The sequence below is a fragment of the Xanthomonas sp. JAI131 genome (assembly GCF_013410075.1).
GTDB classification, from domain to species: domain Bacteria; phylum Pseudomonadota; class Gammaproteobacteria; order Xanthomonadales; family Xanthomonadaceae; genus Xanthomonas_A; species Xanthomonas_A bonasiae.
Genome location: NZ_JACCCN010000005.1, coordinates 224,142 through 247,121 on the forward strand (window position 1 = coordinate 224,142; position 22,980 = coordinate 247,121).

The window sequence follows — 22,980 nt, forward strand, 5'->3', positions numbered from 1 at the left end:
GCGGTTCATGTCGAAGGCGCTGCGGGGCTGACACGTTGCATCCTGCAGGAGCGGCTTCAGCCGCGACGGGCTTTACGGATGGTGTCTGTCGCGGCTGAAGCCGCTCCTACAGGGTTCGCTGTCGCGGAACGCTCCCGCTCAGTCCACCAAGTCGAAGCTCGCAGATAGGCCAGCCGCTTCGGCCGAGGGCGCCACCCACACATCGAACACGCCCGGCTCCACCGTCGGCTTCAACGCCTGCCCGACGAACAGCAGATCCTCGCGGCGCAGCACGAACTCCACGCCGACGCTGCCACCGGCCGCCACCGCCACCTTGCGGAAATCCTTCAGTTCGCGCACCGGGCGGGTGACGCTGGCGCTGCGGTCGCGTACGTACAACTGCACCACTTCCTCCGCATCGCGCGTGCCGCGGTTGTGGATCCGCGCGCTGATCCGCAGCGTGCCGCCGGCGGCGAGCCGCGCGTCGCTCAGCGCCAGTTCGCCGTATTCGATGCGGCCGTAGGTCAGGCCGTGGCCGAACGGGAACAGCGCGGCATTGGGCACGGTGCGGTAGTGGGTCTTGTACGGCTGCAGCGCGTCCGGACGCGGATCGGGGCGGCCGCTGGGCTTGTGCGCGTAGCTGTACGGCACTTGCCCGGCTTCGTGCGGGAAACTCACCGGCAGGCGCCCGGACGGGCCGTGCGTGCCGAACAGGATGTCGGCCAGCGCCGCGCCGGACGCCGAGCCCAGGAACCAGCTCACCAGGATCGCCGGCGCTTCCAGCACCGCGCCGTCGAGCACCAGCGCGCGGCCGTTGCTGAGCACCACCACCACCGGCGTGCCGGTCGCCGCCACCGCGGCCAGCAACGATTGCTGCGCCGGCGGAATGACGATCTCGGTGCGCGACTGCGCTTCGCCGGAATAGCGCAGCGGCTCGCCGATCGCCAGCACCGCCACGTCGGCGCCGACCGCGGCGGCGACCGCGGCCTGCACGCCGCCGGGCAGGCTGTGTTCGAACGCGCAGCCTTCCACCACCTGCAGCGTAGTGCGGTCGGCCAGTTGCGCGCGCAGCGCGGTGGCCAGGTCGTTGCCGCTGTCGTCGCCGCCGAACAGCGTCCACGGGCCGGCGCTGTCCACCCAGTTGGCGGCCATCGGCCCGATCAGCGCGATGCGCTGGCCGCGGCGCTTGAGCGGCAGCAGCTCGCCGTCGTTCTTCAGCAGCACCACCGACTTGCGCGCCGCCTCGCGCGCCAGCGCCAGCGTTTCCGGGCGCCGCTGCCGCGCCTGCGCGCGCTCGGGCACGATGCGCAGGAACGGGTCGTCGAACAGGCCGAGGTCGGCCTTGAACCGCAGCACGCGGCGCACCGCGGCATCGAGTTGCGCCATCGTCACCGCGCCGTCGGCGACCAGGCCGGGCAGGTGCTGCAGGTACAGCCCGCTCTGCATGCTGATGTCCACCCCGGCCAGGAACGCCAGCCGTGCCGCATCGCGCGCATCGGTGGCGAAACCGTGCGCGATCAGTTCCTGGTCGCCGGTGTAGTCGGACACCACCAGCCCGCGGTAATCCCACTCGCCGCGCAGCACCTCGCTCAACAGCCAGGTGTTGGCGGTGGCGGGAATGCCGGCGATCTCGTTGAATGCGGCCATCGTGGTCACCGCGCCGGCATCGAATGCGGCCTGGAACGGCGGGAAATACACCTCGCGCAGGGTGCGCTCGGAAATGTCGACGGTGTTGTAGTCCAGCCCGGCCTCGGCCGCGCCGTAGGCGGCGAAATGCTTGGGGCAGGCGGCCAGCGCATCGGCGTGGCCGATGCCCTCGCCCTGGAAGCCGCGCACCCGCGCCTGGGCGAAGCGACGGCCGAGCAGCACGTCCTCGCCGCTGCCTTCCACGCCGCGGCCCCAGCGTGCGTCGCGGGCGATGTCGACCATCGGCGCGAAGGTCCAGTCGATGCCGACCGCGCTGGCTTCCAGCGCCGCCGCGCGCGCGGTGCGCTGCGCCAGGTCCGGCTCGAAGCTGGCAGCCTCGGCCAGCGGCACCGGGAACACGGTGGTGAAGCCATGGATCACGTCGGCGGCGAACAGCAGCGGGATCTGCAGCCGGCTCTGCAGCGCCGCCTGCTGCAGCTGCTGGTGCCAGCGCACGTTGGAGCCGTTGAAGATGCCGGTCAGGCGCCCGGCGCGCGCCGCGGCCAGCTGGCCCTCGGCGGTGGGCCGCACGTTGACCGGATTGGCCGCGGCGGCGGCGTCGGTCTGCTGCGCCGAGCCGGACAGGGTCAGCTGCCCGGCCTTCTCTTCCACGGTCATGCGCGCGATCAGCGCATCGATGAAGGCCGGGGTCTTCGCCGCGCCGCGCGGCAGGGCGAAGCCCACCGGCACCTGCGACAGCAACGCGAACGAACCGGCGCCGAGCAATAGCCCGCGCCGCGTGGTGCGAAACGCCATGTGCGACTCCCCGTCAGCCCAGACGTAACGCTAACGGATCGGCTAGGAAAAGTTGTGATGCGCTGCACGATCGGCTGCGGCGTCAGGCGGTTCCCAGGATGCTGCGCGATTGGCCCGGAAACGCCACGACGATGCTGCCGTCACCGGCATGTGCGGCTCGGTCTTGCAGCAGCCCGCGTCGGGCGGGTTCAAGCCTGGTACCACTCCAACGCATCCAGAAACTGTGTGGCCTGCGCGGTGCTGCCCAGGTACGACGCCAGGGACGAGGCGACCGCCGCGCGCGCCGTTGCGCGCAACTCGTCGGTCTCGTCGAATGCGTCGTCGCCCAGTTCCGCCATGGCGTTGGCGATGGTGGCCAGGCCGCCGAATGCGCTGTCCAGGCTGGCGGCCAGCCGCTTCGGTTGCCACGCACCGGCACCGTGAAACGCGAACAGCACCTCGCCGCTGGCGACGTCGAGAATGATGGGGTCCGCGCCCTGGTCGGCGACCACCAGCCACTGTTCGCTCCAGTCCGCAAGGCGTTCGCCGCTGACGGCATTCCACCGGTATCCGGCTTGCAGTTGCCAGAGCTTGTGCAGCGGCGGAATGTCGACCGGGTTGCCGCCGATGTCGAGCGACACGCCGGTCGGGCCCACGTGCGCGTGGTAGGTCTCGCCCCACGGCCCCACCTGCGCGTAGAAATCGGCGAGCGTCGCCGGCAGCGGGATCGGTCCCTGCCAGTCGGACACCGGTTGCGGGCGTAGCTCGCCCCAGGGAGCGAGCAGGGTGCGAAGTGCGGCGTAGGACATCGGTTTCCTGCGGCAGTCGGGATGGCCGACAGTATGCCCGCGCACGCCGGGTCTCACGTGCCGTGCGCGGTGCGCGGTCGTGCAGCGCCACGCTGGCGTGCATGCGCGCCGCGCAGGGCGTGCGCCGCCGCTATCGGCGCCGCCTCAGAGGTCGAGGCCGACGGCGTGCGCGGCGGTCGCTTCGGGCAGGTAGACCCGTTCGTGCGGCACGCACAGCGACGCCTCGCCGTGGCGCAAATGGGCGGCCTGTGCGTGCACGAAGTCGGTGACGTCGGTGATCGCCATGGCCTGCTGCGCGCCGTAGCGGCGCAGCGCCTCGCCGCGCAGGCCCAGTTGCAGCGCGCGACGTTCCAGGGCGGTGCCGTCGGGCGCATGGTCGGGATCCCATTGCAGGCGCACGTCGGAATGGCGGATCGCGGCCTGCCACTCGGCGTGGCTGGAAAAGCGCGACGGGTCGAACGCGGAAGGAACCGCCGCGCGCAACAGCGCATCGAAGAACGCACGCGGCAGGCGCACCGCCAGGATCCGTTCCTGTCCTTCCTTTTGCGCCCATCCCGAGCGATACATCATCCACAGGAAGTTCGGCTTGATCCAGCTCATCCGCTCGTAGCTGAATTCTCCCCCGAAGCGTTGCTGCGCGACCGCGAACTGCGCGATCGACGGGCGGTACGCCTGGTAGACGACGATCGATTCGGCGTCGAAGTGCGCCAGGATGTGGCGGCCCTGCCGCGGCCAGGTGGCTTGCAGTGCCACGTACGATGCTTGTTTCATTGCCGCGGAAGTGTACGCAGATGCGCTGCCGGGGTCGATTCCGCTGGCCGCGGGCGCGCGATCGCGGGCCGCTGAGCATGTGCTTCGCGCGGCGACTGGGCGCGTTGGGACGCCTACTGCCGGTCGACTGCGGCAACCTGCGCGTCGCGCGCATTGTCGCGTTGCGCCAGGTCCTTGCCGATGCCGTAGCCGAAGGCGACGAGCAGGAACAGGAACGCGAGCCCGGCGTACAGCTGTCCCTGGCGCGTGTCGTTGCGCATGGCCATGATGGCGACGCAGACCAGGGCCGCGCTGAAGTAAAGGGGGCTAACGCACAGGCCGAGTACCACGAACAGGCTGATGGCGCCGGAGAGAGCGGGCGCGACGGTTTTGTTGGCGGACATCAGGATTCTTCCTTGTTGGCGCGGCTCAGGAGGGTCGCGCAGCGTGGCCGACTGCGCGGATGCTGTGCGGCGGCATCGGCCGCCGCGTCGAGCATCGCCTGCGCGGCGGGGGCGGTCAAGCCAGGCGGGGACGTCCCGATTTCCCTGCGCTGGCGCTGCCGCGCAGACAGTGTTTGGGGCGCCGGTTCGCGCGTCCGGCCCGCTACAACGTTTTGCCGTGCAGCGCCGCCGCCGCTGGCCAACCCCGGCTACAGCGCCGAGCGCGCCATGTCGATCACGAAGCGGTAGTGCACGTCGCCTTTCTGCAGTCGCGCGAATGCCTCGTTGATCTGCTCCATCGCGATCACCTCCACGTCGGCGACGATGCCGTGCTGCTGGCAGAACGCCAGCATCTCGTGGGTGTCGGCGGTGCCGCCGGCGCCGGAACTGGCGATGCGGCGGCGGCCCATGGCCAGGGTCATCGGAGCGAAATCCAGCGTGTCGGGCAGGCCCAGCGAGCACAGGGTGCCGTCGAGTTTCAGCGCCTGCAGCATCGGGTCCAGCGGGTAGGTCGAGGACACCGTGTCGAGAATGAAGTCGAAGCGGTAGGCCTGCGCCTGCATCTGTTCGGGATCGGTGGACAGCACCACCTCGTGCGCGCCCAGGCGCTGCGCTTCGGCGGCTTTCTTCGGCGAGGTGGTGAAGGCCACCACGTGCGCACCGAGCGCGCGTGCGAACTTCACCGCCAGGTGGCCCAGGCCGCCGATGCCGACGATGCCCACGATCGTGCCCGGGCCGACCTTCCAGTGCCGCAGCGGCGAGTAGGTGGTGACGCCGGCGCACAGCAGCGGCGCCGCCGCGGCCGGATCCAGGCCGTCGGGCAGCGGATAGACGAAATGCGCGTCGGCCACGTAGTACTCGGCATAGCCGCCGCGGGTGCGGCTGCCGTCGATGCGATCGATGCCGTCGAAGGTGGTGGTCGGGAATTCGCGGCAGTACACCTCCATCTGCGCGCGGCAAGGTTCGCACACGCGGCAGGAATCGACGATGGTGCCGATCATCACCCGCTGGCCGACCGCGAACCCGGACACCGCCGCGCCCACTTCCACCACTTCGCCGACGATTTCGTGGCCGGGCACCAGCGGGAATTCGCCGCCCCAGCGGTTCACCGAGTGGATGTCGGAATGGCAGACGCCGGCGTACAGCACCTTCACCGCCACGTCGCGTTCGCGCACGGCGCGGCGCTCGAAATGCCAGGGCACCATCGCGCCGCCTTTTTCCAGGGCGGCGTAGGCGCGGGTAGGGCGGGGCTGGGCCGGCGGGGCGATGGCATTCATGCGGGGCTCCGGTGCTTTACAATTTGGCTGGAAATGTAATGTTGACAACTTTACAAATTATGTCAAGTGTAAAATCCGCTGCACCTGTTGCGGCTTTGCCGAGCAAGGAGACGCGCATCATGGATGCCGCCTTCCAGCTGTTCCTGCGCCACGGCTACCGCAAGGTCGGCATCGGCGATATCGCCGCGGCGGCGCAGATGTCGCGGCCGTCGCTGTACGCGTCGTTCCCGAACAAGGAGGCGATCTTCGCGGCGATGGTGCTGCGCCAGCGCGACCAGTGCCTGGCCGAATCCGGCGTGCGGTTGCGTCCGGGGCAGGACCTGGCGACGCGGCTGCGGCATCTGTTCGACATCTGGGTGCTGGAACCGGTGGCCGCGGTGATCGATTCGGAAAACGCCACCGAGCTGCTGGCCAAGTGCGGCGACTACGCGCCGGAAGCGCTGGCTGCGCTGTACGCGCAGTTCGAGGCGCAACTGGTGGCGACGCTGCAGCCGGAAGTGCAAGCGCAGGCGCCGCTGTCGGCGGCCGATCTCGGCTACATCCTGCGCCTGGCCACCACCAGCCTGAAGGCCTCGGCCGACAACGAGGCCGACCTGCGGCGCCTGATCGGCGGACTCATCGCGATGACGCTGGCGACGGTGCGCGCGGGTGAGGGGGCAGGCAAGGCTGTAGTTGCGGCGACGGCGACGGCGAAGCGGAAGCGCGGCAGCGACTGAGTCGTTGGATCATCGCGATTCGCGCTGCGGATCGTTCCTCAAGCAAGGGCTTCGGCGCCGATCGAGTCCGACGCCGTGAAGTGCACCGCTTCGTTCGTCGCGACTGAAGTCGCTCCTACAGGGGCATGCGGCGAACTGGCTGGGTGCATTCTGGGAGGGGCTTCAGCCCCGACTGCATGAGGTTGGAAGTCGCGCGGCTTTTTGGCTTTGTGTTGTGGTGGAGGTTTGTGGTGGACTTGCGGTCGGTCTCTCAGCCATCACAGGCTGATAGGCGCGTCGTTTGGCGTGTCGCGGCTGAAGCCGCTCCTACAGGGGCTTGCGGTGAGTTGGCTGGGTGCATTGTGGGAGGGGCTTCAGCCGCGACTGCATGAGGCTGGAAGTCGCGCGGCTTTTTGGCTTTTGTGTTGTGGCGGAGGTTTGTGGTGGACTCGCGGTCGGTCTCTCATCCATCACAGGCTGATAGGCGCGTCGTTTGGCGTGTCGCGGCTGAAGCCGCTCCTACAGGGGCTTGCGGTCGGCCGGGTGCACTGTGGGAGGGGCTTCAGCCCCGACTACATGGAGATGGAACTCGCATGGCTTCCTCGCTGAATCACTCAGTCTCGCCACGGTCGACGAATCGCGCGATGCGACGCGGGCTGGCTACGCTGGCGATCCGTTTTTCTCCGGAGTTCCGCGCATGAGCCGACGTTCCGGCAGCGCCGATCTGCCCCTGCACGGCGGCCGCGTGCCGCATTGGCTGGGCGAGCGCATGACCCGGCTCGGCGCGGTGATGTGCCAGGCCATCGTGCACAGCTATGGCCGCGACGAACTGCTGCGGCGCCTGGCGCATCCGTTCTGGTTCCAGTCGCTGGGCGCGGTGATGGGCATGGACTGGCATTCCTCGGGCATCACCACCAGCGTGCTGGGCGCGCTGAAGCGCGGGCTGACGCCGCTGTCCGCCGAATTGGGCATCCATGTCTGCGGCGGCCGCGGGCGGCATTCGCGCGCCACGCCCGACGAATTGTGCGCGGTGGGCGAGCGCACCGGGCTGGACGGCGCCGGCCTGGCGCGCGTCAGCCGGCTGGTGGCGAAGGTGGACAGCGCCGCGGTGCAGGACGGGTTCGATCTGTATCTGCACGGGTTCATCGTCAGCGACGACGGGCAGTGGGTGGTGGTGCAGCAGGGCATGAACGGGGCCAGCAAGCAGGCGCGGCGCTATCACTGGCTGTCCGAGGGGCTGAACAGCTTCGTCGATGCGCCGCATGCGGCGATCGACGGGCCGGGGCAGGGCCGCATCGTCAATCTTGCCGACCATCGCGCGGCCGCCTCGCGGGCGGCGCAGGTGGAACTGCTGCAGGCGCTGGGGCCGGACCGGATCGCGCAGGAATACGGCGCGTTGCAAGCGTCTTCGGCGAACGCGGCGGCGTCCGCGCCGCGTGCGGCGACAGTCGCCGGCGCGAACTCGGTGCACGGCGCGATGGTCGCCGCGCACGCGGCGCCGGGCGCGCGCAACGTGGCGGCCGACACGCTGTTCGCGCCGAGCGGCGACCTGTTCGCCGCCACGCCCGAGGCGATGCCGGCGCGCAGGCCGCCCGGTCTGCCGCACCTGTCGCTGCCCGACCACCACGACGTGCGTGGCAGCGACATCGTGACCCGGCGCCTGCACGGCAACCTGGCCGCGGCGGCCGAATGCGGGCCGCAGGATTTCACCGAACTGCTGCAGGTGCCGGGCGTCGGCGCGCGCACCGTGCGCGCACTGGCGCTGGTGGCCGAGGTGCTGCACGGCGCGCCGTGCCGGTTCACCGATCCGGCACGGTTCTCGATGGCGCATGGCGGCAAGGATGGGCATCCGTTCCCGGTGCCGACCCGCGTCTACGACCACACCATCGGTGTGCTCAAGACCGCGGTGGCGCAGGCCAGGCTGGGCCGCGAGGAAAAGCTGGAGGCGATCCGCCGGCTGGATGCGCAGGCGCGCCTGCTCGAGCCGCACGCGCGCGGGCCGTCGGTGGAGGCGCTGATCGCCGAGGAGCGGCGCGCGTCGCACGGGTACGGCGGGCGCAGCGTGTTCGGCTGGGAGCCTGCTCCGGTCGACGCGGCGAGTGCCGCCGGCGATGCGCCAACCCGACGCGTGCGTCGCCAGTAGCTCGCTGCACCAGGAGCGGTGCGCGCGCCGGCAGCGGCGCGCGGGAGCCCGATCGCCCGGCAATGCCAGGCGCTTGGTGCGCTGGTCGACGTCCGGCGGGGACGAAGCGCGAGATCTGCCGGCAGCCAGGGATGACGACTTCGGGAACATCGCCCAGGAAACGTCGCGTGGCACCGGCAATGCGATGCGTGCGCAGCGTGGCCGCCCGGATCTGGCGAGCGCGCTGCGGTGGCGGCATGGCGGCGTGTATCGCGTCTTGCCAGGGCGGGTGAGCGACACGTTCGAACGCAAGTGCGGTCTGTCTTGCGTATCACCCGGTCATGTCGAGCTGCGCGCGTACGTGTCGGCCGGCGTGTGCTCGCGGCATCGCACCGCTGCGCACCCGCAAAGCGCACTGCGCGCAGTGCACATCGGCTTCGCATGGTCTATGCCGGTTCTTTACTTTTTGTTTGTTACACCTGTGGCGATGGCCAGTTCCGGCCGCATGCAGGAGAACGACATGCCGACGCAATCCACCACCGCCCGCGTCAAGCGCGCCAAGCGCGAAGGCAAGGCGGGCAGCACCCAGGCCGGCGAATTCGTCCGCGAGGAGATCGACCGGGTGCGCGAGGGCAAGACCACGGTGAAATCGACCAAGCAGGCGATCGCCATCGGCCTGTCCAAGGCGCGCCGCGCCGGGGTCAAGACCGGTGCGTCCAAGACCGCGTCCAAGTCCACCAAGAACAAGGTCGCGCAGGAAGAGGCGAAGGGCGGCAAGGCCGGCGCGCCATCGCCGACGCGTTCGCGCGGCGCCAAGAAAGCCCTGAAGACCGCCAGCAAGGGCAAGACCGCCACGCGGACCGTGGGCAAGAAGGCCTTGTCCACGCAGGCCAAGACGGCGGCCAAGAAGCGCACCGCCAGCAGCCGTTCGGCCGCGGCGAAGAAAGCCGCACAGACCAAGGGCGCCAGCGTGCGCAAGAGCGCGGCGAAGAAGGCGGCGCGGACGCGGGCGAAGAAGGCCGCGAGCGGTGCCACCACTGCAAGGAAACCCGCGGCGAAGAAGACGGCGGCCACGAAGCGTGCGCCGCGCAAGCGTGCTGCGAAGAAGGCCGCCGCGCGGTAGGGGGCAAAGGCCTTGAAGGCTTCTTTCACCCCTCAATCTCTTGTAGGAGCGGCTTCAGCCGCGACAGACGCTACGGATAGAGCCTGTCGCGGCTGAAGCCGCTCCTACAACGGCGGGCGTGAGGCGGCGCCTACAATTCGGTGTATTTGGTGATGCGGCCCCTGGCGCGATCCACCGGGTACTTGGCGGCATTGACCTGCATCTTCTGCCGCGCCGCTTCGATCGGGTCGATGCCCAGCTTGTCGCACAGCTGCAGCAGGTACAGCAGCACGTCGGCGACTTCGCTGCCGACCTGGGCCTTCTTGTCGTCCGACAGTTGCCGGCTCTGCTCGTCGGTGAGCCACTGGAAATGCTCGAGCAGTTCCGACGCCTCGACCGACAGCGCCGCGGCCAGGTTGCGCGGGGTGTGGAACTGGCCCCAGTCGCGTGCGTCGGCGAACGCGCGCTGGGCGGCTTGCAGGTCGTGGAGGCTGTCGGGCATGGGCTGGATCCGCGGGCGGGAACGTGCATGGTAATGCACCGCCGGATCCGCTCGCGGCGGCCGCGGCGCGGCCTCAGTGGCCGCTTTCCTCGCGCCAGCGGGCGATGGCATCGGATACCGCTTCGCCGTGATCGCGCGACGCATCGCGCGGGTGCCGCGGCGACGCGGTGTCGCGGATTCGGGTGGCCAGGGCGTCGCAGGCGGCGTGTCCGCCCTGCTGTACCTGTGCGCATTCGTCGGGGTCGAGCCGGATCAACAGCGAGTAGCCGAACGCGGACGCGTTGCAGTTCACGTCCAGAAAGCGCTCCGTGCCGGATTGCAGCAGGAACCAGGCATGCGCGGCGTGGTCCAGTACGCGGAAGTGCGCGGCGCTCATGATGCGGCTGTCTGGTGGCGCGTCCCGTTCGCGCAGCGGCCGTGACGACGCGGGAGGGGCGGGAGCGCGACGTGAGTGCGGCCGAGCGGGCAGGGCTGGGTGTGCATTGTCATGGGGATAGCCTATCCCGATCGCATCGACGGGCCTCAGCGCTTGCTCGATCCAGATCGATGCCGTCTGTGCGGGGCGTCTGCCGGTGATTTCGGGTCTTCGCTCGCGAAGGGCTTGGTCGGTCATGCCCGTCGCGACTGAAGTCGCTCCCACAGTGTCGGGGATCTCTGTAAAAAAGGAGCTTGCCGACAGGCCGCGGTCGCGGAAGCGGCGCCGCCGTCAGCGCGCCTTGCAGCCGAACAGCGACAGGTCGATGGCGTTGGCCATGCGCGCGTAGCCGGCGTCGTTGGGATGCAGGTGGTCGCGGGTGATGGCGGCCGGCAGCGATTCGGGGTTGTCGGGCATGCGCAGGATCGCGTCGAAGTCGATCACCGCGTCGAACGTCTTGCCGTCGCGGATGAAGGCGTTCAAGGCCTGGCGCGTCGCGGCGGACACGGGTTCGTAGCGTTCCGATGCGCCGAACGGGGTCAGCGTCGCCCCGATCGTGGCGATGCCGTGCTGGCGCAGGCGTTCGACCACTTGCCGGTAGCCCAGTTGCATGTCCGCCGCGGTGCGTCCGGGCGCGAACGCCGGCGGCCCGCTGTGGCGGATGTCGTTGATGCCTTCGAACAGCAGCACCTGGTCGACGCCGGGCAGCGCCAGCACGTCGCGGTCCAGGCGCGCGAGGGCGCTGGGGCTGCGGCCGGCGTCGAGCAGCTTGTTGCCGCTGATGCCGGCGTTGAGCACCACCACCTGGCCCGGGCAGGCCTGCTCCAGGCGCTTGCCCAGCAGCGCCGGCCAGTCGCCGTTGCTGCCGCGCGCGGCGGTGGCGCCTTCGGTGATCGAATCGCCCAGCGCCACCACCACCCGCGGCGCCGCGGTGGTCTGCGCGTACACCGCCGACACCACGTTCTGCCGGTAGCTCAGCGCGGTGGCGTCGCTCACGTCGACATCGCCCTCGGCCACGCGCACCGCCGTGCGGCGCACCGCCGGCCGCGTGGCCTCCGGGAAATACAGGGTCAGCGCGATCTCGGCCAAGGCCGGCGCGCGCAGCGCCACCGGATCGCTGAGCAGGACGCCGCCGGGCGGCAGCACGATCTCGCGGCGGCCGTCGAACAAGACCGGCTGCGCCGGCCGGGCGGCACCGGCCAGGCGCACCGATGCCGCGCCGATCTTCAGCGGCGCGGTGCCCAGTTCGTTGCTGATGCGGAAGCGCAAGGCCTGCGCGGCGGTGCCCAGGCGCATGTCCTGGCGCACGCTCTGCCGCTCGAACTGCAAGGAGCTGCCGGCCGGACCGTCGAGCCGGTCCGGCGTGGGCGAGGCGATCCACGCCGGCAGCCAATGCGCGGCTTGCTGCGCCGCCGCCGGCAGCGCCATGCACAGCGCGAGCGCGGCGGCGACCGCGCCCCTCCACAACAACGGCCGCAAGGGCGGGAATCGCAACGACATGAGCGTGGCTCCTACGCGTTCGGGTCAGGAAAAGTACACGCCGCCGTTGACGTCGAGATTGGCGCCATTGATGAAGCTCGCGGCATCGGAGGCCAGGTACAGCGCCGCGTCGGCGGCTTCCTCGGCACGGCCTTCGCGGCGCAGCGGGGTGGCGTTGGCGACGAAGGCGCGCACTTCCGGCTTGGTGAAGTCGTCGTGGAAGCGGGTGGCGATCATGCCGCAGCACAGCGCGTTGACGCGGATGCCGCGCGGGCCCAGTTCCTTGGCCATCGCCCGCGAGAAGGTCATCACCGCGGCCTTGGCGGTGGCGTAGATCGCCGCGCCGGGACCGCCGCCGTCGCGGCCGGCCAGCGAGGCGAAATTGACGATCGCCGCGCCGGCCTGCATGTGCGGCGCCACCGCCTGCGTGGTCAGGTACACCGACTTCAGGTTGAGGTCCATGACCTGATGGAAGAAGGCTTCGTCGATGTCGGCCAGCGGCTTGCGCGCGAGCATGCCGCCGGCGACGTTGACCAGCACGTCGATGCGCGGGCCGAACGCCTGTTGCGTCGCCGCGACCAGCCCGGCCACGGCCTGCGCGTCGGCGGCATCGGCGCGGTGCACGATGGCCTGGCCGCCGGCGGCCTGGATCTGGCGCAGGGTTTCCTCGGCGCTGGCCGCGTCGTTGGCGTAGTTGATGCACACCTTGGCGCCGGCCGCGGCCAGCTTCAGCGAAACCTCGCGGCCGATGTCGCGGCCGCCGCCGGTGACGATGGCCACCTTGTCTTTGAATTGCATGCGCGATGAGTCCTTGCGTTGTGGGGAAAGGGGATGCGATCAGCCGCCGGTGGCGGGATCGTCGAGTTTTTCGATGCGGCCGGTCACCAGCCACAGCGCGGCCAGCGAGGCCGGCACCAGGGCGGCGACGAGAATGAACATCGGCGCATAGGAGTGGGCGGTCATCACCGGCACCAGCCACGTGGTGATCAGGGTGCCGGCGACCGCGGCCATGCCGCCGATGCCGGCCAGCGAGCCGACCGACTTGCCGTCGAACAGGTCGCCGGGCAGGGTCTGGATGTTGCCGATCGCGATCTGGAAACCGAACAGCACCGCGGCGATGGTCAGCACCGCGATGGTCGGGTCGGCGGCGAGCACCGCGCCGAGCAGCGCCGGGGCCATGATCGCGCCGCCCAGGGTGATGGTCCATTTGCGCGCGCGGTCCACGCTCCAGCCGGCCGCGATCAGGCGCCCGGACAGCCAGCCGCCGGACAGGCTGCCGAGCATCGCGCCGACGAACGGCACCCAGGCGAACGCGCCGATCTGCTTGATGTCGAAATGGAAGGTCTCGGCCAGGTAGATCGGCAGCCACGACACGAACAGCCACCAGATCGGGTCGATGAAGAAGCGCGACAGCACGATGCCCCAGCTCTGCCGGTGCGACATGATCTGGCGCAGGCTCGGCAGGTAGGCCGGCTTGTCCGCGGCGCTGCCGTCGGCGGGCGCGTCCAGGATCAGCGCGCGTTCGGCGGCATCCACCCAGGGGTGTTTGTCGGGGCCGGCGCGGTAGATCACCAGCCACGGCAGCAGCCACACGAAGCCGAGCGCACCGACCAGCACGAAGGTGCCTTTCCAGCCCAGCCACAGGAACAGCAGCGCGATCAGTGGCGCCGACACGATCGCGCCGATCGAGGCGCCGGCGTTGAAGATGCCCTGCGCCAGCGCGCGCTCGCGCGCCGGGAACCACTCGGCGTTGGCTTTCACCGCGCCCGGCCAGGCGCCGGCCTCGCTGATGCCGAGCATCGCCCGCACGATGCTGAAGGAGACGATCGAATGGGTCAGCGCATGCAGCGCGATCGAGATCGACCACACCGCGATCGACAGCGCGAAGCCCATGCGCGTGCCGATGATGTCGAACAGGCGCCCGAACACGAACTGGCCGGCGGCGTAGAACAGCATGAAGATGGTCACCAGCAACGCGTAGTCTTCCTTGGTCGCGCCGATGTCCTGCGAGATCGCCGGCCACATCACCGCCAGCGCGTTGCGGTCGATGTAGTTGATCACCGTGGCCACCGCGATCAGGCCCACGATCATCCAGCGCACCGCGCTGCGCTTGGTTGGTCTTGCCGCGCCTGCACCGGACATGGGCGTGCTCATTTGCCGCCCGCCGCGCGGTCGAAGCGCGCATAGCCGCCGCGCCACGTGTAGCGCTGGCCCTGCGCCTGCACGCTGTGTTCGCGCTCGGCGGCGGCATCGTCGGCCACGGCCAGCGCCAGGGTCTTGCCCGAGGTCAGGGTCAGCACGATCACCTCGGCATCGTCCCCGCGCACGCGGGCGATGGCGCGGATGCGGCTGTCGGCGCCGTGCACGTATTCGGCGGTGCCGTTGTATTCGCCATGCGGTTCCAGCACGCCGAAGAAGCTCACGTCGGCCTGGCCGTCCACGCGCTGCAGCAGCATCGGTTCGCGGCGCAGGTTGAAGTCCGGGTCGTTGGCGCCGCTCTCGGCCAGGATCGCGCGCGACGGCCCGCTGCTGCCGAAGCGATACGTGTAGAAGCGCCCGTCCAGCAGCCAGCTCAGGCTGCGCGGCGCTTGCGACGCGTCGCTGCTCGCGTCCACCCACAGGTGCTGGTAGCCGTTGGCCTTGCCCAGCACCGGGCGTTCGGCCAGCGCGCGCTTGGCGTCGAAGCCGACCTGCATGATGTGGCCGTTGAAGTGCAGCGGCAGGTCGTAGCGTGCCGGCTTGGCGCCGTGCACGCGCAGCAGGTCGATCACGATCGGCAGGCCGAGATCCGGATGCGTCAGCAGCGCCTGGGTGCGGGTGAAGCTGACGCCTTCGTAGGCGTGATCCATGCGCGCGGACACGATCTGGGTGTCGGTGTCGCGGGCGAACAGCAGCGGCGTCGGCGCGTAGTCCTCGCCCACCCGCCAGTCGCCGTCGAAGTGGCTGCGTTCGTTCACCACCAACGTGTTGTGCGCCACCGTGGTCTTGGCCCAGCTGGTGTTCTCGGGCAGGTAGATGCCGCCGGACTTGGCTTCCACGTTGAGGAAGCGCGCCGCGCCGTAGTCGGTGACCACGCGCTGGCCGTTGTCGTAGAACAGCCAGTTCAACTTGTCGAAGTGGCCGTGGCCCATGCCCTGCGAGGTGTTCTTCATCACCAGGGTCTGGCCGTCCTCGCCGCCGGCGCGCAGGATCGCCAGCGCGCCGTGATCGCCATCGGCGCCGTCGCGCAGCAGCGCGGAGCGGAACGCGAACGGCTTGGCCTTGTCCTGCGCCAGCGCCGCGGCCACGCCCAGGCCCTCGGGCGTCAGCAGCACGCGCTGCTGGCGTTGCGCGATCGACAGCAGCCGCGCGTCGTGGGTCTGCGCGTAGGCGATGCCGAGGCCGGCGACCAGTTCCTCGGTGTCCAGGCCCTTGTCCAGGATCGCGTCGTTGATCGGGAAGAAGTAGCCGGCGTAGCTGCTCTGCACCAGCGTATCGACCGCCTTCAGCAGTACGCCGTCGCGGCGCTGGAAGATCTTCTGCTGCGGCTGGTTGCGGTCGATCGCGTTGGCGAACAGCACGAACGGCGCCAACGCGTAGCGCTGGTAGTAGGGGCCTTCGGCGTAGTAGCCGTCGGGCGAGAACAGTTGATCGATCTGCTTGAGGAAGCCGGCGTTGCCGTCCTGCCTGCTGCCGCGCAACGCCTTGTCGACCAGCGTCCGGTCGCGCAGCACGTAGCCGGTCATGCCGACCGCGGCCACCGCCCAGGTGGCGTGGTTATGGATCTTGTCGAAGTTGTCCGCGCTCTCGTCGCACAGGAAGTGCGCCATGCGCCGGAACACCTGCTGGTCGATGGTGTCGCGATCGGCAGGGGTGAGGCTGTCGCGGATCGCGTCGTAGCCCTGCGCGGCGTAGACCAGCCACACCGAGTCGTTGAGCGATTGCCAGAACAGCCGGCCCGGCACCTGGCCGCGCCCGGCCGGATGCGCGCCCAGGGTCGGGTACAGCTTGGCGTAGGCCAGCAGCAGGTCGCGCGCGTAGTCGGCGTAGGCGCGCTCGCCGGTGAGCCGGTACAGCGCGCCGGCGGCCTGGATCGCCTGGTAGTTGCGCTTGTGCTGCTCGTGGCTGGCGCCGCCGCCGGGGTCCTTCGGCAGCGGCACGTCGATGCCGGCCTGCATCGCCTTGCGCAGGCTGGCTTCGGCGCGCGCCTGCTCGCGCGCGAACAGCGGATAGCGCGCGCCATCGCTGGCCATCTGCCGCCATTGCGCGGCGGTGACCAGCACCGGGGCGGCGTCGCTGGCGGCAGTGTCGCTCGCGGCCGGGGCCGCGGGCGTCGCGGCAGGCGCGGCCCAGGCGGCGGGCGCGCTGGCGGCGACGGCCAGCACCAGCAGCATCAGGCGAGTGGATCGGGTCATAGCAAAGGCTCCGCGCCGGCATCGGCCGGCAGGGCCGGGGTGCCGAGGAATTGGTTGCGGGTGGCGATCAGTTGCGGCGTGCCGGTGGTGCGCACGTCGCTGATCGCGGCGCTGTCGATGAAGTGGTTGTCGTGCAGGAAGGTGCGCTGCACGCCGTGCAGGCGCAGCGACGGCGCATCGGCGCCGCCGACGCGCTCGAAGCGCGAGCGGTCGATCGTCAACACCGGGCCGAAGGTGCTCTCGTCGCGGCCGCCGCGGTACAGATCGACCGCCGGTCCGCCGATGCGGCGGAACTGCGCATCGGCGATCTCCACGTACTCGGCGTTGTAGGTGCCGCGGTCGTCGGTTTCCGCATGCGCCGACAGCACCGCGCCGGAGACGTCTTCCACCACCACCCGGCGCAGCGCGATGCGCTCGGCCAGGGTGCCCTTGCCCAGCGCGATCACGTCGAAGCCGCGGTTGACGGTGAGGCCGTGGATGCGGCTGTCCTCGACGATCAGGGCGTAGTTGGCCGCATTGGAACCGGGCGCGGTGCGGATCACCGCATTGCCCACTTCGTCCGGCGCGGCACTGCCGTCGATCTGCAGCCGCGCCAGCTTCAGCGCGCCGCCGGCCTCGATCTGGAACAGGGTGGCGCGCGAGAACGCGATCTGCGCCTGGCCGCGGGCCGGGCCTTCGACGCTGAGCGGATGGCGCAGCGCCAGCACCTGGTCGATCTGGTAGCGGCCGGCGTCCAGTTGCAGGCGATCGCCGGCACCGGCGGCGGCCACCGCGTGCGCCAGCGTGTCGTTGCCGGGCCGCACGCGCTGGCGGCGGCCGCTGTCCAGCGCCACCGGCACCGTCTCCTTCGCATACCAGGCCACGCCGACGTCGTCGCGCGGCACATAGGTCAGCGCCGGATCGGCACCGATGCCGCCGGCATCGGCGGCGACCAGCAGGCCGGTCGCGGCGCGCGTCATGCTCAGCGTGCGGCCCGTCACCCCGCCGGGCAGGCGCGGCGAGGCGGCCGGGCTTTGCAGGTTGCCGACGAAGGCGATGCCGGACAGGTCGCCGAGCACGCGCACCGGGTCGTGCTCGGCGACGATCAGGTTGTCGGCGAAATCGCTGTCGATCGGCGCGGCGGTGCGTTCGTCGTCCTTGCCGGCGCCGAAGAACAGCTGCTTGCCGGCGACGAAGGTGTTGTGCTCGATCAGCGCTTGCTGCACCTGCACGTAGCGGTTGGCCGGCGAATCGGGCACGCCGTACATGATGCTAAGCGCGGAGGAATAGCCGTCGCCGGCCAGCCCTTCCAGGTAGTTGTTGCGCACGGTCTGCCTGCGGTTGATGACGCGGATGCCGCCGGTGTCGTCCTTGCCGTCGCCGAAGAACACGTTGTTCTCGACCAGGTTGCCGTCGCCGTGGCGCAGCACCAGCGCGCCGCGCGAGCGCTTGAACACGTTGCCGCGGTAGGTGTTGCCGCCGGACTTGTTGGAGACGATCTCCACTTCGCCGTCGCAGCCTTCGAACCAGTTGTTCTCGACCAGCGAGTTGGAAGCGGAGCTGGCGTCGTTGCTGGTGCCGATGCGCAGGGTCTCGCCGCCGTTGGCGCCCAAGTTCGGGCGCGGGCCGAACCAGTTGTGGTCGATGCGGTGGCGGTTGTCCAGGCCCTGCACCGCATCGCGGACCACGACCATGGTCGGGCCGGCGTTGTTCTTGCCGACCAGCTGGTTGTGGTCGAAGCGGTTGTGGCTGTCGTACATCGCCACCCAGTTGTCCGAGCGGCTGCGCTCGGGCTGGTTGAAGCGGTCGACCACGACCCGGGTGATACGGCTGTGGCGCGCCCGCTCCTTGCTGGAGACGCGGTAGGACAGCACCGCCTCGGTCGGGCTGTAGCCGTCGCGGAACACCAGGTCGCTGACCACCAGATAGGCGCCGGCCATGCGCAGATTGGACTGGCCGGTGATGATGACCTGGCCCGGGGTCTGCGCGCTCAGGCGGATCGGTTGCGCGGCGGTGCCGGTGCCGGCGAACACGATCTGGAAGTCGCGCCACTCGCCGTTGGCCAGGATCACGTGGTCGCCGGGTTGCAGGGCGCCGGTGGCGGCGCGGTACTCGGCCGGGGTGGCGACGAGGATGTCGGCGGCATCGGCCTGGCCGGCGGCCAGGGCGAGGAACAGCAGGGCGAAGCGGTTGCACGCGGCGTTCGATGCCATGGTCTGCCTCCTCTCGATGCGTGCCGTGGCGGCGCCGCCGTGGGCCGGATGGTAGCAGAGGTCGAACGCTCGTCAACCAGATCTGCATACCAAAAATCATTTATCTGGAAAGGTAATTTGGCGCGGAATTCGTGCTGCAAGCGCACATAAAATAAGATCAATCGCACGTACCAATTGGCCTGGACGGATATTTCTACCAATTTGTTGACATTGGTCGGGGACCGGTGAAGGCTCCGCTCCCAAGTCGTAGCCCTTACGGCGTTCACTCGGGAGGAGAGACCATGCGGCACCCCTATGCGGCCCCGTCCGCCAAGCGCGCCGGCGCGCGTTCGTTGCGCAGCGTCCTGGCGTGCGCCATCGCGGCCTCGTTGACCAGCGGCGCGGCCTGGGCGCAGGAGCCACCTGCCGCTGCGGCCACGACCGCCACGGCGCCGGCGCCGGCGAGCGGGGCGACGACGCTGGACCAGGTGCAGGTCACCGGCATCCGCGGCTCGATCCAGTCCTCGATCAACAAGAAGCGCGACGACACGGTGATCTCCGACGTGCTCTCGGCCGAGGACATCGGCGACCTGCCGGCGCCGTCGCTGGCCGACGCGATCGAGACCCTGACCGGCGCGGCCTCCACCCGCGACAAGACCGGCGCCTCGGAAATCTCCATCCGCGGCCTGGGCGCGTTCCTCAGCAGCACCCAATTCAACGGCCGCGAGATCACCAACGGCAGCGGCGACCGTTCGGTGAACTTCAACATGTTCCCGGCCGAACTGATCAACACCGTGGCCATCTACAAGACCCAGCGCGCCGACCTGATCGAAGGCGGCGTCGCCGGCACCATCGGCCTGGAGACGGTCAAGCCGCTGGACTACGGCAAGCGCGCGATCCAGTTCGACGGGCGCGGCAGCTGGGCCGAGTACGACAGCAAGTACCGCGACAAGGACGGCATCGGCTGGCGCGGCACCGCCAGCTACATCGACCAGTTCGAATTCGCCAACGGCGGCAAGCTCGGCGTGTCGATCGGCCTGCAGGCGCTGGACGGCACCGATCCGGAAGAGAGCATGACCAGCGGCTCCACCTGGTACGCCTGCGACGGCACCCAGAACGTGCGCAACGCCAATTGCGCCGAGGTCGGCGCCAACGCCATCGCCAACGGCGCGCCGTACTACCTGGTGCCTAGCAGCCGCATCTACCGGCTCAAGCAGGAGCGCAACGACCGCCAGTCCGAGTTCGCCGCGGTGCAGTGGAAACCCAACGAGGTGCTCGAGGTCAACGTCGACTACGAACACACCGACCGCAACTGGCACGAGAAACGCTCCGACCTGAGTCTGTCCAACACCCGCCGCGGCATCGTCGATCGGCAGGTCGACGACAACGGCGTGCTGCGCAGCTATTCGGGCAACACCTCGATCGATTCCACCTCGACCCTGTACGACCGCAACGAGGAATACACCGGCGGCGGCCTGAACATCGTGCTGCGCCCGAGCGTGGCCTGGGAGATCGCCACCGACCTGTCCTACTCGCACACCGTGCGCGAGGACACCCAGCGCATGACCCGCCTGCGCGCCAACGCCCGCGACGTCAACAACGCGGTGGTGCCGGGCATCAGCAGTGGCGCCACCGGCTACGTCAACTACGACTGGGACAACCGCGGCGACGTGCCGAGCATCGCGCTCGATCCGGCGTTCGACGTCAACGACTGGGACGCCTATACCGGCGCGGCACGGGTCACCTCCGAAGAGGAGAAGAACGACCACCGCATCCGTGCCGGGCGGTTCGACGTCAGCTACCTGCCCGAAGACGGCCTGCTGACCAAGCTCAGCTTCGGCCTGCGCGCCAGCCAGGCCGACTACCGCTACTTCGACAACACCATCACCACCGACATCGCCTCCAGCGGCACCGGGCGCGCGCAGATCGTCGCCGCCAACCAGGCCTGCCGCGCGGCGTTCCCGCAGGACGATTTCCTGGACGCGGCCAGCGGCAATACCATCTCCAGCTGGGCGTACTTCGATCCGGGCTGCCTGTACGAAGCGTTCCGCGGCAGCAGCGCCACCGGCGTGGACCCGGACTACATGGATCCGAACAACGTCGACGTGGTGGAGAAGACCAAGGCGCTGTTCCTGATGGCCGACTTCCGCAGCACGCTGTTCGGGCTGCCGGTGTCGGGCAACATGGGCCTGCGCTGGGTCAAGACCGACGTGCGTTCGCAAGGCGTGCGCGCCGACCTGGACCTGATCGACAACGGCGCCGGTACCTTGCGCCTGCAGCCGACCGGCCGCTATCAGACCCTGGTCGCCAAGGCCGGCAACGACAAGCTGCTGCCCAGCGCCAATGCCTCCTTCGAACTGCGCGACAACCTGCTGCTGCGCGTGGCCGGCTACCGGGCGATGTCGCGTCCGGACATCGCCGCGCTGGGCTCGGGCCGCAACGTCAACCTCACCGGCACCGAGAACTTCACCAGCCTGGAAGAAGCGCTGGCCGGCATCACCGCCACCGGCAACCCGGAGGCGAAGCCGTTGATGTCCTGGAACGGCGACGTGTCGCTGGAGTGGTATCCGAACGAGGACAGCATGCTGGCCGGCGCGGTGTACTGGAAGCAGTTCAACGGCGGTACCGAGACCGCGCTGTTCGACGAGACCTTCGTGGTCGATGGACAGAGCGTTACCGTGCCGGTGCCGCGCCAGGTGACCACCGACAAGAAGAGCACGCTGACCGGCTTCGAGCTCAGCGCCGCGCACCGCTTCTCCTACCTGCCCAAGCCGCTGGACGGGCTCGGCTTCAAGCTCAGCTACAACTACGCCGACACCGACTACGAGACCCAGGATCCGCGCCTGGGCGAGCAGGTGGATGCGGTCACCGGCACGGTGATCCCGGCGATCGTGGCCCCGGCCGGGCTCAGCGGCTTCTCGCGGCATGTGCTGTCCGGCTCCCTGTACTGGGAACTGGGCCGCTTCGACATGCAGGCGATCGGCAAGTACCGCTCCAAGTACTACCAGGACTTCACCGGCAACACCGCGCAGCAGAACCGCTACTACGACGACAACACCAGCGTGGATTTCCGCGCGCGCTACCGGGTCACCAAGCAGCTGTCGCTGTCGCTGGAACTGATGAACCTGACCAACGAACCGCGCGTCGCATCCCAGCCTGTCTACGGCAACTTCCGCGAGTACGTGAGCTACGGGCGGCGCGCATATTTCGGTGTACGATACAAGTTCTGAACGCAGCGGCGCGGCTCCCGGGTCGCGCCGTTTTTCGAGCCGCAGCAGGCGCCGGCGCGTCGTCCCGGCACCGCTGTGGAATTCACCGACGGGTCCTTAGCGCGAATGTCCGAAAGCCGCCTCTACCAATCCATCGCCGCAAAGATCCTGTCGCTGATCGAATCGGGAGAATTCCCGACCGGTTCGCGGCTGCCGGGCGAGCGCGATCTGGCCGAGCGGTTCGGGGTGAGCCGGGTGACCATCCGCGAGGCGGAGATCGCGCTGGAAGCGCAGGGCTGGATCGCGATCAAGACCGGCTCGGGCGTGTACGTGCGGCCGCGTCCGATCGATGCGCAGGGCGCGCTGCCCGACGTCACCGCCTTCGACCTGACCGCCGCGCGCACGGTGATCGAGGCCGAAGCCGCGGCGCTGGCCGCCGGGCGCCTGACCGATGCCGACATCGAGGAACTGCAGACCCTGGTGACGGCGATGTCCGATCCGGCCACCACCGAGGAAATGGCCGGCGAATACGACCGCCGCTTCCACCTGGCGATCGCGCGCCTGTCCGGCAATCCGGTGGTGGAATACTGCATTCATCTGATCTGGCGCATGCGCAACGAACTGCCGCGGGTGCGCCAGGTGTATGCGCACGTCTGCCACCAGGACGATGCGACCCGCACCGACGAGCATGCCGCGATCCTGGAAGCGCTGAAGACGCGCGATCCGGCGGCCTCGCGCAACGCGATGCGCAATCACTTCCAGCGCCTGTTCGAGTCGATGCTGGAAGCCACCGAGAGCCAGGCCCTGGCCGAGATCCGCCGCCGCACCCAGCAGGACCGCGAGCGCTTCCTGGCCACCACGCGGATCTGAGCCGGGTGCTGCTGCCGGCGTTGCAGCCGGTGTCGGCGGTGCGGCGTGACGCGCGTCCGCACATGCGTGCGCGGCGTGTCGTTGCCGCCGCTATCGGCCATCGTCGGGACGTGTTCGCCTCGTTTTGCGGCGTCCGCCTGTTGCGCAATCGCGCCGCAATCGCGGCCCATTGCGCCACGCGGCGACGGCGCAGACATCGGCACCTGAACGCCATCGGCGCGCCGTGCGCCGACCGCAGCGTCAACCGCAGCGCGGCTGTGTCTCGCGCAGCGACGCAAGCACGGCGGGCAATCGCGTGCACCGCGCTGCCCGCATTCACGCCTGGCGCTGCCGGCGCCTGTT

The 22,980-nt window shown here is 69.6% G+C and carries 16 protein-coding genes and 1 pseudogene; 5 read left to right on the forward strand and 12 right to left on the reverse strand.

The window, feature by feature from the left end; all coding sequences use genetic code 11:
- Nucleotides 1-138: 138 nt before the first annotated feature.
- From HDC36_RS20590 to HDC36_RS20610, 5 genes are all read right to left on the reverse strand, one after another.
- Complete coding sequence (locus HDC36_RS20590; RefSeq protein ID WP_179570730.1) at nt 139-2,421, reverse strand: glycoside hydrolase family 3 N-terminal domain-containing protein; 2,283 nt, start codon at nt 2,419-2,421, stop codon at nt 139-141.
- Nucleotides 2,422-2,609: 188 nt separating this feature from the next.
- On the reverse strand, nt 2,610-3,209 hold the full coding sequence (locus HDC36_RS20595; RefSeq protein ID WP_179570731.1) for a hypothetical protein: 600 nt from the start codon (nt 3,207-3,209) through the stop codon (nt 2,610-2,612).
- Nucleotides 3,210-3,353: 144 nt separating this feature from the next.
- Complete coding sequence (locus tag HDC36_RS20600; RefSeq protein ID WP_343204363.1) at nt 3,354-3,962, reverse strand: DUF4291 domain-containing protein; 609 nt, start codon at nt 3,960-3,962, stop codon at nt 3,354-3,356.
- Nucleotides 3,963-4,093: 131 nt separating this feature from the next.
- Nucleotides 4,094-4,363 (reverse strand): hypothetical protein, encoded by a 270-nt coding sequence (locus tag HDC36_RS20605; RefSeq protein ID WP_179570733.1) that lies wholly within the window; start codon nt 4,361-4,363, stop codon nt 4,094-4,096.
- A gap of 248 nt (nt 4,364-4,611) precedes the next feature.
- On the reverse strand, nt 4,612-5,679 hold the full coding sequence (locus tag HDC36_RS20610; protein WP_179570734.1) for an NAD(P)-dependent alcohol dehydrogenase: 1,068 nt from the start codon (nt 5,677-5,679) through the stop codon (nt 4,612-4,614).
- A gap of 119 nt (nt 5,680-5,798) precedes the next feature.
- Here HDC36_RS20610 and HDC36_RS20615 point away from each other — a divergent pair, with 119 nt between their 5' ends.
- The 3 genes and pseudogenes from HDC36_RS20615 to HDC36_RS20625 all read left to right on the forward strand — a co-directional run.
- The gene (locus tag HDC36_RS20615) at nt 5,799-6,395 is read left to right on the forward strand and encodes a TetR/AcrR family transcriptional regulator (protein WP_255432845.1); all 597 of its coding nucleotides are present in this window, start codon (nt 5,799-5,801) and stop codon (nt 6,393-6,395) included.
- Nucleotides 6,396-7,071: 676 nt separating this feature from the next.
- Entirely contained in the window at nt 7,072-8,517 is a 1,446-nt protein-coding gene (locus HDC36_RS20620) for a DUF763 domain-containing protein (protein WP_179570736.1), read from the forward strand.
- Between the two features lie 499 nt (nt 8,518-9,016).
- Nucleotides 9,017-9,511, forward strand: a pseudogene (locus HDC36_RS20625) (DUF6496 domain-containing protein); the annotation flags it as partial.
- Between the two features lie 238 nt (nt 9,512-9,749).
- Here HDC36_RS20625 and HDC36_RS20630 read toward each other — a convergent pair.
- The 7 genes from HDC36_RS20630 to HDC36_RS20660 all read right to left on the reverse strand — a co-directional run bounded on the left by HDC36_RS20630 (nt 9,750) and on the right by HDC36_RS20660 (nt 18,580).
- On the reverse strand, nt 9,750-10,100 hold the full coding sequence (locus HDC36_RS20630) for a nucleotide pyrophosphohydrolase (protein WP_179570737.1): 351 nt from the start codon (nt 10,098-10,100) through the stop codon (nt 9,750-9,752).
- Between the two features lie 73 nt (nt 10,101-10,173).
- The gene (locus HDC36_RS20635) at nt 10,174-10,476 is read right to left on the reverse strand and encodes a hypothetical protein (RefSeq protein WP_179570738.1); all 303 of its coding nucleotides are present in this window, start codon (nt 10,474-10,476) and stop codon (nt 10,174-10,176) included.
- A 330-nt stretch (nt 10,477-10,806) separates the two neighbouring features.
- On the reverse strand, nt 10,807-12,015 hold the full coding sequence (locus tag HDC36_RS20640; protein ID WP_255432846.1) for an SGNH/GDSL hydrolase family protein: 1,209 nt from the start codon (nt 12,013-12,015) through the stop codon (nt 10,807-10,809).
- Between the two features lie 24 nt (nt 12,016-12,039).
- Entirely contained in the window at nt 12,040-12,792 is a 753-nt protein-coding gene (locus HDC36_RS20645; protein ID WP_179570739.1) for a glucose 1-dehydrogenase, read from the reverse strand.
- A gap of 39 nt (nt 12,793-12,831) precedes the next feature.
- The gene (locus HDC36_RS20650; RefSeq protein WP_255432847.1) at nt 12,832-14,136 is read right to left on the reverse strand and encodes an MFS transporter; all 1,305 of its coding nucleotides are present in this window, start codon (nt 14,134-14,136) and stop codon (nt 12,832-12,834) included.
- An 8-nt stretch (nt 14,137-14,144) separates the two neighbouring features.
- Entirely contained in the window at nt 14,145-16,388 is a 2,244-nt protein-coding gene (locus HDC36_RS20655) for an oligoalginate lyase (protein WP_255432848.1), read from the reverse strand.
- Nucleotides 16,385-18,580 carry a polysaccharide lyase 6 family protein gene (locus tag HDC36_RS20660; protein WP_179570741.1) on the reverse strand — a complete coding sequence of 732 codons (2,196 nt, stop codon included), beginning with the start codon at nt 18,578-18,580 and terminating at the stop codon, nt 16,385-16,387. Before HDC36_RS20660 ends, HDC36_RS20655 begins: the two co-directional genes overlap by 4 nt.
- A 281-nt stretch (nt 18,581-18,861) precedes the next feature.
- Here HDC36_RS20660 and HDC36_RS20665 point away from each other — a divergent pair, with 281 nt between their 5' ends.
- Together HDC36_RS20665 and HDC36_RS20670 are read left to right on the forward strand one after the other, a co-directional pair.
- Nucleotides 18,862-21,789: a TonB-dependent receptor gene (locus HDC36_RS20665; RefSeq protein WP_179570742.1), complete on the forward strand. Its 2,928-nt coding sequence runs from the start codon at nt 18,862-18,864 to the stop codon at nt 21,787-21,789.
- Between the two features lie 105 nt (nt 21,790-21,894).
- On the forward strand, nt 21,895-22,638 hold the full coding sequence (locus HDC36_RS20670; protein WP_179570743.1) for a FadR/GntR family transcriptional regulator: 744 nt from the start codon (nt 21,895-21,897) through the stop codon (nt 22,636-22,638).
- Nucleotides 22,639-22,980: the final 342 nt, after the last annotated feature.

Excerpts from the sequence above, each read along its gene's own strand:
- HDC36_RS20595 (WP_179570731.1), bottom strand. The coding sequence starts at position 3,209 with ATGTCCTACGCCGCACTTCGCACCCTGCTCGCTCCCTGGGGCGAGCTA.
- HDC36_RS20635 (WP_179570738.1), bottom strand. The coding sequence starts at position 10,476 with ATGAGCGCCGCGCACTTCCGCGTACTGGACCACGCCGCGCATGCCTGG.
- HDC36_RS20610 (WP_179570734.1), bottom strand. The coding sequence starts at position 5,679 with ATGAATGCCATCGCCCCGCCGGCCCAGCCCCGCCCTACCCGCGCCTAC.
- HDC36_RS20630 (WP_179570737.1), bottom strand. The coding sequence starts at position 10,100 with ATGCCCGACAGCCTCCACGACCTGCAAGCCGCCCAGCGCGCGTTCGCC.
- HDC36_RS20655 (WP_255432848.1), bottom strand. The coding sequence starts at position 16,388 with ATGACCCGATCCACTCGCCTGATGCTGCTGGTGCTGGCCGTCGCCGCC.
- HDC36_RS20670 (WP_179570743.1), top strand. The coding sequence starts at position 21,895 with ATGTCCGAAAGCCGCCTCTACCAATCCATCGCCGCAAAGATCCTGTCG.
- HDC36_RS20645 (WP_179570739.1), bottom strand. The coding sequence starts at position 12,792 with ATGCAATTCAAAGACAAGGTGGCCATCGTCACCGGCGGCGGCCGCGAC.
- HDC36_RS20665 (WP_179570742.1), top strand. The coding sequence starts at position 18,862 with ATGCGGCACCCCTATGCGGCCCCGTCCGCCAAGCGCGCCGGCGCGCGT.
- HDC36_RS20615 (WP_255432845.1), top strand. The coding sequence starts at position 5,799 with ATGGATGCCGCCTTCCAGCTGTTCCTGCGCCACGGCTACCGCAAGGTC.
- HDC36_RS20605 (WP_179570733.1), bottom strand. The coding sequence starts at position 4,363 with ATGTCCGCCAACAAAACCGTCGCGCCCGCTCTCTCCGGCGCCATCAGC.
- HDC36_RS20640 (WP_255432846.1), bottom strand. The coding sequence starts at position 12,015 with ATGTCGTTGCGATTCCCGCCCTTGCGGCCGTTGTTGTGGAGGGGCGCG.
- HDC36_RS20590 (WP_179570730.1), bottom strand. The coding sequence starts at position 2,421 with ATGGCGTTTCGCACCACGCGGCGCGGGCTATTGCTCGGCGCCGGTTCG.
- HDC36_RS20660 (WP_179570741.1), bottom strand. The coding sequence starts at position 18,580 with ATGGCATCGAACGCCGCGTGCAACCGCTTCGCCCTGCTGTTCCTCGCC.
- HDC36_RS20650 (WP_255432847.1), bottom strand. The coding sequence starts at position 14,136 with ATGTCCGGTGCAGGCGCGGCAAGACCAACCAAGCGCAGCGCGGTGCGC.
- HDC36_RS20620 (WP_179570736.1), top strand. The coding sequence starts at position 7,072 with ATGAGCCGACGTTCCGGCAGCGCCGATCTGCCCCTGCACGGCGGCCGC.